Here is a 13,060-nt window from a genome sequence, read left to right on the forward strand (position 1 = left end):
GGTTAATTCGTTTTCAATGGAATATGAACATTAAACGATTGCGACGGGTCAACGTCAGCCGCCAGAAACAGAACCTGCGGTTTTCCGTCTTTTAACCACAATTGTGGACGTTCCAGGTGGGCTACTTTTTCAATCCGCCCGTCATTCCACTTAATTTCAAGCTTCGATACCAGCGGATTTTTCGCCAGTTGCCAGTCAAACCCGTCGCTGGACTGAAACAACGCGAGCGATCGACCGGCTTTGGTAAACGCGCCGTGCATATCTTTTACAATGGCCCAGTATCGTCCCGACTGATACCAGATAAACGGGTCCTCGGCCGGGAAATCGCTGCCTTTTGCCTCGAAAACCGTACCGGGCTGTTTCGTGAAGGGTCCCAGCGGACTGTCGGCCAGAGCCACTTTATGCACCACCGGGCCTCCAAATGGCAACGGTTTTTTCTTGCCAACCGCTTTGTAAACCATTAAGTAACCACCGTCCGGTCTTCGGGTAATGGATGGATTGTTGACCACTAGAGCGTCGTCGGCCGTCGAATCCGGGCTGACATCAATTAGTGGGGTATCAAACCGTTTCCAGGGGCCATCCGGACTGTCGGCCACTGCCACCCCAATCCGCTGGTTGTTGCGGTGGACGAAGTTCAATCCCTGGGGAGTAACTGTTCCATCGCCGGTATTGCCCATGTAATAAAGATAATACTTCCCGTCAAAGGCGTGTACCGTTGGGTTGTGCGTACAAAGGCCGTCCCAATATTCCTGGCCGCGCGGAGGCAGCGTCACATCCTTAAAAATATACGGACCCAAGGGGTTATCGGCAACGGCATGGGCAACTTCCGAGTGCGTTACCCATGAACTAAAACCCAGTTCACGCTTAAACCGGGAGTAGAACAAATGGTATTGGCCTTGTGGGTCCGCCACCATTGTTCCACACCAGGTAAAATACGCGTCATTTTTCAATACGGCGCGCGCTGGAACCGGCTGGATGAGCTGCGCAAAGTCTAGATCCTCCGAAACCGGCGCTTTGGTTTCCGACTTCTGCCGGACGGCACAGGACAGGAGCCATACCGCCGTCAGGCAAAAGATCGAATACGTATTGAAGAAGCGTTTTATCATCTCCAGTCTGGGTTCTGCTCTAGTTTCAGATTGGCGTTCAGTTCGTCCTGCGGGATCGGGAAGTACTTGTTTTTGGGTTGTACGTTCCGAACGGGATAGACATCGTTAACGGCCTTTGGAATGACCGTCAGGAATTTGCCGGTGCGGGTCAGGTCATACCAGCGGTCGCCTTCGGCAAAGAATTCCCAGGCGCGCTCCTGAATAACGGCGTCAACAAAGGCCGCTTTCGATAAGCCGGTTTTTAGATCGGTCAGTCCGGCCCGTTTCCGAACGGTATTGACAAATTCGTAGGCTTTCGTGCTGGCACCGTTCAACTGGGCTTCGGCTTCGGCGGCAATCAGGTACATATCGGGCAGTCGTAAAATCGGTACGTTCGGAATAAAGCCAATGGTCGACACCGGGTCCTGGTATTTTTTGACCAACACCCCTTTGGGCGTGATGGGCGTAATGTCTTTCTGAGCAACAATTTTTCCGCTTTTGTTCAGGAAGTTGGTATCCAGCAAGGTACGCCGTTTGTCAGCGGGATCGAAGGAGTTGAAGAACGACTGATAGGCAAACATCGAACCGTATGATGTCCGGGCGTATTCAGCACCCGCGCTACCGCTGGGGCCAAACAATCCGACCAGCTGATGGCTGCGACCCGGTGAGATCGGGTCCACCTCGTAGGCCCACATGTTTTCGATGCGTGCTTCGTCTTCTTTGTCGTAGCGGTATACGTCCCGCACATCGGTCATGAGCCGGTACTTGCCGGAGTTGATCACGGCCTGCGCTTTTTCCAGTGCTTTGGCCCAATCTTCGTTGTACAGGGCTGCTTTGGCGTAGAGCGCAGTAGCTACCTCCTTGGCCGGGCGACCTCGTTCAACGGCCGGATAGGAGGGCATCCCAGCTGCTTCGGCCTGGTCCAGATCCGCGTAAATCTGCTTGAACACGTCGGCTTTGGGGCTTTTAGCCAGCGACGCTTCGGCTTCGGTGTAGCTGGGCGTGATTTTGATGGGAACATCCCCGAAGTTTTTTACGAGCAACCAGTGGTAAAAGGCCCGCAGAAAATAGGCTTCCCCAATAATTTGTTTCTTCCGGTTTTCGTCCATCGACGCTTCTGGCACTTTGGCAATGATCCAGTTCGCTTTTTCAATACCGCTGTACGACGACTGCCAGATTTGCTGGGGCGATTCCATCAATCGCCCATTGCTTTTCTGGTTGGTGTAATTGACATCATAGGTGAACAGCGTCAGCGTACTCCGACCCACCACCGAGCGGGGGTACGTCTGGTCGTCGCTCATATCGGCCACCAGCGTCAGGGCTGGCCCATTTCCCAGGTCGCCCAGGGGAGCATAAGCAGCTATCAGCGCTTTCTCGGCATCGGCGGCCGTTTTGTAAAAGGCTTCGGTATAAATGGACGAGTAAATCGTTTCGTCCAGTTCGCAGGAAGTCAGACAGACGGCTGCGAGTATCGGAAGGATTATCTTTTTCATAGGAAGGATTTCTGAACTCGGATTGCACGGATTAAGAGATTAACTAAGATGGTGAAAGCCATAATTTTAGTTTTTATATATCCTACTTAATCCTTTACTCTGTGTAATCTGAGTTCAGGATTATAATGTGATTTGAATACCGCCCAGGAACGATTTGGCCTGCGGATACACCAGGTTGTCGACACCGATCACCGTATTGGAGCCCGCGAAGGTGTTTACTTCCGGATCAAAACCGCTATACTTCGTAAACGTGAGGAGGTTATTGCCACTCACATATACCCGGATGCCCTGGATGCCCTTGATGCGCGGCAGGTTGTAGCCCAGCGTCAGGTTTTTCATGCGCAGGTACGAACCGTCTTCGACGACGTAATCCGAAATGGGCAGGCGACCGGCAACGAAGGCGCTGGCGTACTGATTGCTCGGATTGGTGGCCGACCAGCGATCAACCAGGCCTTTCAGCAGGTTTCGTTGACCCGCCGGATTCTCGAACGACAATCGGCTGGCGTTGTAAATGTCGTTGCCCTGCGAGCCGGAAAAGAACATGCTCAAATCGAAGCCTTTGAACGACAGGTTGGTTGAAAAACCGTAGATGAAATTCGGATTCGGATTGCCGGTAATGACCTGGTCATCAGCAGTAATCTGCCCATCGCCCGTTATGTCTTTTACTTTGTGACCACCCACCCGGCCGTCGTAACCGGGAAGAATGGTTTCGCCCGTTTGGTTGATGCCGTCAAAAACGTAGGTTTTAAATAAGCCGAGGGGTTCGCCCACTTTCAAAACCGTGTACGTGGTGATAAACCGTTCATTGGTTACACCACCGTCGAGGCTCAGCACTTTATTGCGGTTGAACGTCACGTTGGCTGAAACATCCCATTTCAACGGACCGTCCAGAATCCGTCCGTTTGCGGCCAGTTCGAGCCCCTTGTTTTCCAGCGATGCAAAATTTCCGGTGATGGTGCCGTAGCCCGAGCTAAGCGGCAATGCTTTGATATACAGAAGATCATCGGTTTTCTTGTGGTATACGTCGGCAATCAGGCTCACGCGGTTGTTGAACAGGCTCAGGTCGAAACCGATGTTGGTCTGAGCCGAACGTTCCCAGCGCAGATCGGGGTTGGCAATACCGGTGGTACCGATCCCCGTTACGTAGGCGTGGTTCAGGTTATAGTCGAAGTTGAAGTTAGGCGTGGTTGCCGAAACTGTGGCCAGTGATTGGTACGGATTGATCCCGCCCGCGTTTCCGGTGATTCCGTAGCTGGCCCGCAGCTTCAGATCCGACACCCAGGTGACCGATTTCAGGAACGGCTCTTCGATCAGCCGCCAGGCTGCCGATACCGCCGGGAACACCCCGTATTTATGGTTGGCGCCAAACTTGCTCGAACCGTCGACGCGGGCCGTGAAATCCAGGAACAGCTTATCCTTGAAACCGTAGTTGACCCGCGCCATGTACGAATCCAGCCGTTGCCGGTTTCGGCTGCTGCTGACGGTGCGGGTAAGACCCAGTTGAATAGCTTCGTTCTGGGTGGCATCGTTCGGGAAACCCGTAGCCGTGATGTTATTCTCGTTATAAAGTTCCGCCTGGGTGGCAAAAACGGCAGTTCCTTTCAAGGTGTGATCTTTGCCAAACGCGGTATTATACGTCAGGATGCTTTCGTGCAGCAGCGCCATGTAGTTGACGTTGTTTTTGCTGGCTGTACCGGAGTTGTCGTTCAGGTCGGAACGGTTCACGATGGAACGGGGCGAATAACCGTTGTAAAGTTCACCGCGCTGATCGACGTTGAACGAGGCCCGGTAGGTCAGCCCTTTGGCAATATTGGCTTCACCGTACACATTTGCCAGTGTCCGTCTGATGGTCCGTTCGTTCAACTGGGCTGCAAACCCCAGCGGGTTGGCCACTTCCCGGTACTGCGCGGCCTGTTCACCAAAGGGGAAAATTGTGCCGTCCGGACGGTAGGGGAGTAGGGTCGGGGGCGCACCGAGGGCCGCCCCCAGAATGGATCCGGTTACCACGCCCGCGTCGCCGATGGACTGGCTGCCGGTAGTAATGCCGTCATTGATGGAGTAGCTGCCCAGAATGCTGGTTCCGACTTTAAACCGTTCACCGATTTTATGATCCAGATTCAGGCGCAGTGAATACCGTTTGAAGCTGGAGCTGATGATAATGCCGTCCTGGTCGAAATAGTTGAGTGACATCGCCAGTTGCGTCTTTTCGTTTCCGCCGTTGATCGACAACTGGTGGTTCTGAATTGGGGCCTGCTGGAAAATTTCATTTTGCCAGTTGATGCCTTCACCCAGCGACGCCGGATTGGGGTAGTAGCTGTTTTTGAAAACCTCGTTTTCCAGCTGGGCAAATTCTGCCGCGTTCAGAACGGGTAACGTTTTGTTGACTTTTTGTACACCATAGTAGCTGTCGAAGGTGACGCGCGTCGCTCCGCTTTTGCCCCGTTTGGTGGTAATCAGCACTACCCCGTTGGCTGCCCGTGAACCATAAATGGCCGATGCTGAGGCATCTTTCAGGATTTCGACCGATTCGATGTCGTTCGGGTTGATGGTCGACAGCGGGCTGACGTCGGTAATTCCGCCCCCGTTGGAAATCTGAATCCCGTCGATGACGTACAAAGGCTCCGAATTTCCATTAATTGAGTTCGTGCCCCGTACCCGAACGCTGACGTTTCCACCCGGTGCACCCGTGTTCTGGTTGACCTGTACCCCGGCAACCCGGGCCTGCAGGCCCTGCGCTACGTTGGCCACGGGCGTTTGCACCAGCTCATCGGCTTTGATGGACGCAATGGAGCCGGTGGTTTCTACCTTGCGCTGAGTCCCGTATCCAACCACCACAACTTCACTGAGCGACCGCTCATCCGATTGTAGTGAAACATCGATGGTGGTACGGTTTCCAACGGCAACTTCCTGCGAAACGTAACCGATATACGAAAACGAGAGCGTTGCTCCGCTGTTGGGCACCACCAGGCTGTACTGACCGTTGACGTCGGTGGTTGTACCCTGTTGCGTGCCTTTGATAATGACGTTAACCCCCGGGAGGGCTTCGGTGCCGGATGTCACCCGACCGCGAACAGTCAGGCCAGTATTGGTTTGTCCAAAGGAATTGAAGGTGATCGATAACAGGAAGATCCATAACAGATTTCGACCTGACCAAATGGGTTTAGTAGATACCATACATAGAGTGGGACAATGTCCTTGAGGTTAATGGTTGGTAATAGAAAAAGTACAAATACTAGCGTGTTAATTTTGAAGATGGCAAAAATTTAATGATTTACTGCGTTTTGGAAAATGGAGGACTAAAAGCCAGTTAAATCATTGATTTTTGCATATTTTACCTGATATTACTGTTGAATAGTAATTTTGCAAAGAAAAAATTGACTTATATTTTTGGGAATGTTCCCAATTTCTTGGGAACATTCCCAAAAACGAGCTCATTCGTTGGGAAATCTGATGAATAGGTTTTTTAAAACGGAGATTGATATTAAAATAGTACTAATTAATGAGAAGCCATCAGACCACCATTATCGATATTGCCAAAACACTTAATTTATCCAAGTCAACGGTTTCGCGGGCACTAACCGGCCATCCGAACGTCAAAGCAAAAACCCGGGAGATGGTGCTGGAACTAGCCGCTCAACTCGATTACCAGCGCAATCAACTGGCAATTTCGTTGCTGACCAATCGTACACAGATTATCGGCATCATGGTGCCTGAGTTTTTGAGCTATTTTTTTCCCAAGGTGATTATCGGCGCGCAGGAAGTGCTGGCGCAGGCCGGGTATCACGTGATCATCTGCCATTCGAATGAATCGTACGCGACCGAAGTAACCAATACAAAGCTTCTGCTGGCCAGCCGCGTAGACGGAATTCTGGTGTCACATACGAAAGAGACGCGCAATTTTGAGCACTTTAAAATATTTGAACGGAAGGGCATACCGGTGGTCTTTTTCAACCGGATTGTTGATGAACTGACCGTGTCGAAAGTGGCCGTCGACGATTACGAAGGGGCTTACCGGGCGGTTGAGCACCTGATCAAAACCGGCAAACGGCGGATTGCCCACCTGTCGGGGCCGGATTCTTTATTGAATAGCCGTTACCGGCTGAACGGGTATCGGGACGCGTTGACGCACCACCAGCTTCCGATTGATCCGTCGTTGATTATCTCGTACGATCTCACCCTCGACAAGGCCAATATTTACGTCAATCACCTGCTCAATCTGCCCCAGCCTCCCGACGCCCTGTTTGCCATTAACGACCCTACCGCCATCGAAGCCATAAAAGTGATCAAAAGCCGGGGGCTGCGTATTCCCGAAGATATTGCGGTGGTTGGGTTCAGCGACGATCCGATTTCGGCTCTGATTGAACCGGGCCTAACCACGGTGGCTCAACCCGTGGATGAGATTGGCCGGCAAGCCGCCACGCTTCTTTTGAATCAGCTGGCTGCCGAAGACGAGCGCCCGGAGCCGGAGCTAGTGGTCCTTCCCACCGAATTGATTGTCCGCGGGTCGACCAAGGTATAATCGGTATTTTCCAGACGATATAAAAAAAGATTTGTTTTGTGTTAGTTCCTATTTTATAAATACAATTAGCGATAGGAAGCCAGCTTTTTACTCAAATAGTGTAGGTTATTGTATTTGCTTGTGTTTAATAATAACGGTATTTTATTTTGATATAGATTAGTTTGTTTGCATTTTTATTCTGCAGATATGTAGTAGTTGCAAATTTTGTATTATACGCTTTCCTGATAGTATAAAGTTCATATTTCCTTAATAATCACACAATACGTGCCCCATATTTTTGCGGCTTCGCAAATGCCATGTGCCCGTTTTGTGCGCATCGTTAAATCTTCCGAGCAATCGGATCATCCCTAACTATACTATGAAAAAAAAGCTACCTTCTGCTACCGAAACAGGAAGGGTCAGGCATTGCCGGGCCATTTTGGTGCTGCTTCTTTTGGTAGGAAGTGTACCCCTCTGGGCACAAACCATTACCGGCAAGGTAATCTCCGCTGAAGTGGGTGAAGCGCTGCCGGGCGTTTCCATCGTGGTAAAAGGAACGACCACCGGCACAACGACCCGCAACGACGGTACCTACTCGCTGACGGTTCCCAACCCATCGGCCGTCTTGGTTTACTCTTTCATCGGTTTTGAAGCACAGGAAATACCGGTGGGTTCAAGAACGAATATCAATGTTACGCTCGTGGCTTCGAGCCAGGCCCTGAATGAAGTGGTGGTAACGGCCCTGGGTATTTCCAAGCAGCAGCGAAATCTGGGGTATGTCACCCAGAAAATTGACAACTCGGCGCTTTCGCAGGCCCGGGAAACCAACCTGGTCAGCCAACTGGCGGGTAAAATTGCGGGGGTAACGGTGGTAAACAGCCCATCCGGCATCGGCGGTTCGTCGCGCGTGACGATTCGGGGCGAAAAGTCGTTGAATATCAATGCCAATCAACCGTTATTTGTGATCGACGGTTTGCCGATCAACAACAACTTTGTGGGTTCGTCGGGGCGGAATAACCAGGATGCAGATTACGGCAACGGAGCCGGTTTTATCAACCCCGACGATGTCGAAACCATGACGGTTCTGAAAGGGGCCAGTGCTACGGCGCTCTACGGTTCGCGGGCGGCCAACGGGGTGGTGGTTATCACGACGAAAAGCGGGAAAGGAACCAAAGGAATTGGTGTAAGCGTCAATTCCAACCTGTCGTTTGAATCGGTCCTGCGGTTGCCAGATTACCAGAATGTATATGGTCAGGGACTGAACGGTGAGTTTTCATTCAAAGACGGTTCCGGGGGCGGTTTGCGCGACGGGGTCGACGAAAGCTGGGGACCTAAAATGGATGGCCGTCTGCTTGTGCAGCACGACTCACCGACCGATAAAGGCTACCGGGCTGGCGATACCAAAGTGCCGGGTGGACCCGGCGTGGCCACGCCAACGCCGTTCATTGCCCATCCGAACAACATCCGGGATTTTTTCGAAACGGGCCGTATCCTGACCAACAACGTTGCTGTGACGGGGAGCAATGACAAGGGTGATTTCCGATTGTCGTATACCAACCTGGAACAGAAAGGCTTTGTGCCCAACACGGACCTGACCCGTAACACGTTCAACGTCAACGCGGGGTACAAACTGACCGACCGTTTTACGGCCCGTACCAACGTGAGTTATATTCGCAACCACAGCGACAACCGTCCGAATCTGAGCTACGGGACTGAAAACATTATGTACTTGCTCAACTGCTGGTGGGGTCGCCACATCGACATGAAATCGATGCGGAACTTCTGGCAACCGGGTCTGGAAAATATTCAGCAGTTTAACTTTAACTACAACTACCACGATAATCCGTATTTCAACTTGTACGCCAATACCAACGGCCAGGATATAAACCGGGTGATCGGGAACGTGACATTAGCGTACCAGCTGACGGACTGGCTGTCGGTACAGGGACGGACACAGGTGGATTACCAGGATGAATTACGGACCCGGCAACGGGCGTTCAGCACGCAGCGGTATCCGTACGGTTCGTACCGCCGGGAAGCCGTGAAAACGCTGGAGCGCAATACGGATTTGTTGTTTCTGGTCGACAAACGGGTGAACGAGAATTTTACACTGAGCGGTACGGCGGGGGGAAACCAGCGCCTGAATACCTACGATTACGTCGACAACTTTGCGCCCCAGTTGACGGTTCCTGGGGTGTACAGCCTGAACAACAGCCGGGTTCCGCTCGAATATTCACAAAACACGTCGGAGCGCCGGATCAACAGTTTGTTTGCGTCGGGACAACTGACGTACCAGGATAAACTGACGCTGGAGTTGACGGGCCGTAACGACTGGTCGAGTACGCTGACGCTGCCTACGAACGTGGTAGGCGCTGCCGACAATTCGTATTTTTACTGGTCGGGGACATTGAGCGCGGTTTTAAGCGACTGGATGAAAATGCCGTCTTGGGTGTCGTTTGCCAAACTACGGGCGGGCTATGCGCAGGTTGGGAATGATACCGATCCCTACCAGTTTTCGCAACCCTTCAATCCGGGAACACCCTGGGGAACCACACCCACGTTTAGCGAGGGAACGCGTATTCCCAACCTGAGCCTAAAACCGGAAATCAGCAGCTCGCAGGAGTACGGTTTTGATGTTCGCTTCCTGAAAAACCGAATCGGTCTGGACGTGACATATTACAACACAATCAGCCGGAACCAGATCATCTTCCTGCCTTTGTCGGGAACGACGGGTTACAGCCAGATTGTGCAGAATGCGGGCCGGATTCAGAATAGCGGCCTTGAAGTGATGCTGAACCTGACGCCCGTTCGACTGGATAACGTTGGTTTCCGCTGGGATATGAACGTTAACTTCTCGCGTAACCGCAGCAAAGTGCTCGAACTGGCCGATGGCGTTTCAACCTACGAACTGGCCGATCGGTATTTCTCGGTGCAGGCCCGGGTAAACGAACGAATGGGCGATATGTACGGCTATGCCTACGAGCGCGTAAGCAGCGATCCGAAAAGCCCATACTACGATCCAACGGGACAGAACGTGGGCAAAATGGTCATCACCGCTGATGGGCGGCCCATCTCAACTACGGACCTGAAAAAACTCGGTAACTACAACCCGGACTGGTTGGCCGGGATCAACAACTCGCTAACCTATAAAGGTTTCAATCTGAGCTTCCTGTTCGACATCCGGAAGGGGGGCGAAGTGTACTCGCATACATACGTGGTGGGCCGTGAGGCCGGTCAGTTGGCCGAAACCCTGCAAGGGCGTGAAAATGGCTATTACGATAATTCCGTCGATAATACCTTCCAGAATGCACCGGCAGGAACGTACTACGTGGTGCCCGGTGTGGTGAAAACCGGTGAGGGGCAGTTTGCTGAAAACCAGCGCCGGATTTCGGCCCGCGAATGGCATTCGGCCTTCACACTCGGCCGTCGGGTACTGGAAGGCGCTATTTTCGACGCTTCGTTTACCAAACTGCGCGAAGTGAAATTCGGATACAGCATTCCGAACAGCATCATGGGCCGCAAATTGCCATTCCGCAATGTAACCGTTTCGCTGGTAGGTCGCAACCTGTTTCTGTGGACCAAAGTGCCGCATATCGATCCGGAAACCTCGTCGGTGTCGGGCGGAACCGTTATTCCAGGAGCAGAATCAGTGGCCATTCCGTCGGCACGGAATTATGGGGTGAACCTGTCGTTTAATCTGTAAGAGTTTATCGTTTAGAATTTATAACTTGTAGATAATGGGCTGATTGTTAGGTTGCTATAAGTTATGGATCTAAACCAAATAACCAATTAGCATTATGAAAAGAAGATATATCCAGTTGTTCGCTTGCCTGGCGCTCCTGATTGCGGCCAGTACCGCCTGCGACAACAATTTTGAGGAAGTCAATACCAACCCGAATGTGCCTAATTCCGTTACCCCGGATTTGCTATTGCCCAATATCATCCGTTCGACGGTGAACGAAAACATGGGAATGGCGTGGGGCATTGGCAACAGCGTCATGCAGTATACGGCCAAGATTCAGTTTGTGAACGAAGACCGCTACCTGTGGGGAGAGCAGAACGGAATCTGGAACACGACCTATTCGACGCTGCGTGAAGTGCAAAACATGCTCAACATCGCCACCAGTTCCAATCCGGTGCAGAAGAACTACCAGGGTATCGCCCTGATTATGAAGTCGTGGATGATGTCGCTGGTAACGGATGCGTACGGTGATGCACCTTATTCAGAGGCAACCAAAGGCAAAGACAAAACCTACTTTCCCAAATACGATACGCAGGAAGCCATTTACAACGGCATTCTGAACGATCTGATCGAAGCCAACAACCTGTTGGCACCGGAAAACGGGGCCGTTAACGGTGATATTTTGTTCAACGGCGATGTGACGAAATGGAAGAAAATGGCCAATTCGCTGCGGCTGCGGTATTTGATGCGGATTTCGAACAAACGCGATGTGAAGGCCGATATGCAGGCTATCGTGAGTAACCCGACGACAACGCCTATTTTTACGGGTAATGCCGACAACGCAGCCCTGCGGTATTTGCCAACCGTACCCAATCAGTTTCCGCTGTATACGTCACGAGTAGGATCGTTCGACGAGTTTCGCTTGAGCAAAACGCTGGGCGATAAACTAATGCAGCTGAACGATCCGCGTCTGGGAATTTTTGCCCGGCCAACCGTGGCATCAGTAGCTGCTGGAAAACCGGCTTACGTGGGCGTTCCGAACGGGTTGGATGATAACTCGGCCCTGACCTACAACGGCGGTGCTCAGAATGTTTCACGCGTGGGAACAAACTACTACATCGACGGTTTTGGGGCGCCAACAGATGCAAACCTCAACATAGCAAAAGGTATTATTATGACCTACGCTGAGTTGCAATTCATCCTGGCCGAAGCCGCTCAGAAGAAAATGATCACCGGCAACGCCAAAGAGTATTACGAAAAGGGCATCACGGCATCGTTTAACTATTATGCTCTGGAAGTTCCGGCGGGTTATCTGACGCAGCCGAATGTGACTTTTACCGAAGCCAAAGCGCTCGAACTGATTGGAACTCAGAAATGGATTGCGTTATTTTACAACGGTATGGAACCCTGGTTTGACTGGCGCCGGACGGGTATCCCGGCCATCACACCAGGACCGTCGAACCTGAACGGGAACAAAGTGCCGGTGCGGTTTACGTACCCCAGTTCCGAACTGAGCCTGAATAAACCGTCGATCGATGAAGCCGTTCAGCGCCAGGGCCCGAACGACATCAACACACCGGTTTGGTGGGATAAATAATTAATTTTGAGTGAGTGATAGGATGAGTGAATGGTTTCGCCGGAAGCTAACAATTGGCGGATTTTAGCTACTCACTCATCCCATCATTCCATCTTCTCTCATTGAAAACGATGACAACTGAGCAGACGATTTCCGAGATCACCGAGTTGTTTGAGAAACACGGCGGCAACGATTATTACGGCGAACCGGTTTCTCAGCTGGAACATATGGTGCAATCGGCCATGCTGGCCGAGCGGGCCGGGGCCGATGACGAAACCATCATTGCGGCTTTTCTGCACGACATTGGACACCTGTTGCCTTCGGAACTGGCTGAGGATCATATGGATGATTACGGGCGCATCGATCACGAAAAACTGGGTGCCGACTGGCTGCGCGAACGCGGGTTTTCGGAAAAAGTGGCGCAACTGATTGAGCACCACGTAAATGCCAAACGGTATTTGACGTACAAGAATCCGGCATATTTCAACAAGCTTTCCGAAGCCAGTTTGAAAACACTGGAATTTCAGGGTGGACCCATGACGCCGGAAGAAGCGCAGGAATTTGAGCAGAATCCATACTTTCGGGGGATTTTGCAGGTGCGTGGCTGGGACGAACTGGCTAAAGAAACGGATATCGCCTTGGCGCCAGCCCACCAATACCTCGACCTGTGTCGATCCTATCTGGAAAGCCGATCATAAACAAAAGCCCCGACAGCGCTGCCGGGGC

7 protein-coding genes are annotated in these 13,060 nt (G+C 51.9%); 4 read left to right on the forward strand and 3 right to left on the reverse strand.

The window, feature by feature from the left end:
* Positions 1 to 2 precede the first annotated feature (2 nt).
* From ACYVH9_RS23085 to ACYVH9_RS23095, 3 genes are all read right to left on the reverse strand, one after another.
* Positions 3 to 1,106, reverse strand: coding sequence for a glycoside hydrolase family protein (locus ACYVH9_RS23085; RefSeq protein WP_460638778.1), 1,104 nt, complete (start codon positions 1,104 to 1,106; stop codon positions 3 to 5).
* Entirely contained in the window at positions 1,103 to 2,578 is a 1,476-nt protein-coding gene (locus ACYVH9_RS23090) for a RagB/SusD family nutrient uptake outer membrane protein (protein ID WP_460638779.1), read from the reverse strand. The genes ACYVH9_RS23085 and ACYVH9_RS23090 overlap by 4 nt, the downstream gene beginning before the upstream one ends.
* A gap of 120 nt (positions 2,579 to 2,698) precedes the next feature.
* Entirely contained in the window at positions 2,699 to 5,752 is a 3,054-nt protein-coding gene (locus tag ACYVH9_RS23095; protein ID WP_460638780.1) for a SusC/RagA family TonB-linked outer membrane protein, read from the reverse strand.
* Positions 5,753 to 6,077: 325 nt separating this feature from the next.
* Here ACYVH9_RS23095 and ACYVH9_RS23100 point away from each other — a divergent pair, with 325 nt between their 5' ends.
* The 4 genes from ACYVH9_RS23100 (at position 6,078) to ACYVH9_RS23115 (ending at position 13,032) form a co-directional block, all read left to right on the forward strand.
* Positions 6,078 to 7,097, forward strand: a complete 1,020-nt coding sequence (locus tag ACYVH9_RS23100) for a LacI family DNA-binding transcriptional regulator (RefSeq protein WP_460638781.1) — start codon at positions 6,078 to 6,080, stop codon at positions 7,095 to 7,097.
* A 358-nt stretch (positions 7,098 to 7,455) separates the two neighbouring features.
* Entirely contained in the window at positions 7,456 to 10,779 is a 3,324-nt protein-coding gene (locus ACYVH9_RS23105) for a SusC/RagA family TonB-linked outer membrane protein (RefSeq protein WP_460638782.1), read from the forward strand.
* Positions 10,780 to 10,873: 94 nt separating this feature from the next.
* Complete coding sequence (locus tag ACYVH9_RS23110) at positions 10,874 to 12,355, forward strand: SusD/RagB family nutrient-binding outer membrane lipoprotein (RefSeq protein WP_460638783.1); 1,482 nt, start codon at positions 10,874 to 10,876, stop codon at positions 12,353 to 12,355.
* A gap of 110 nt (positions 12,356 to 12,465) precedes the next feature.
* Positions 12,466 to 13,032, forward strand: coding sequence for a phosphonate degradation HD-domain oxygenase (locus ACYVH9_RS23115; protein WP_460638784.1), 567 nt, complete (start codon positions 12,466 to 12,468; stop codon positions 13,030 to 13,032).
* Positions 13,033 to 13,060: the final 28 nt, after the last annotated feature.

The sequence above is a fragment of the Larkinella harenae genome (assembly GCF_054780515.1).

Coding starts and splice junctions, on each gene's coding strand:
- ACYVH9_RS23085 (WP_460638778.1), bottom strand. CDS start 1,106: ATGATAAAACGCTTCTTCAATACGTATTCGATCTTTTGCCTGACGGCG.
- ACYVH9_RS23090 (WP_460638779.1), bottom strand. CDS start 2,578: ATGAAAAAGATAATCCTTCCGATACTCGCAGCCGTCTGTCTGACTTCC.
- ACYVH9_RS23095 (WP_460638780.1), bottom strand. CDS start 5,752: ATGGTATCTACTAAACCCATTTGGTCAGGTCGAAATCTGTTATGGATC.
- ACYVH9_RS23100 (WP_460638781.1), top strand. CDS start 6,078: ATGAGAAGCCATCAGACCACCATTATCGATATTGCCAAAACACTTAAT.
- ACYVH9_RS23105 (WP_460638782.1), top strand. CDS start 7,456: ATGAAAAAAAAGCTACCTTCTGCTACCGAAACAGGAAGGGTCAGGCAT.
- ACYVH9_RS23110 (WP_460638783.1), top strand. CDS start 10,874: ATGAAAAGAAGATATATCCAGTTGTTCGCTTGCCTGGCGCTCCTGATT.
- ACYVH9_RS23115 (WP_460638784.1), top strand. CDS start 12,466: ATGACAACTGAGCAGACGATTTCCGAGATCACCGAGTTGTTTGAGAAA.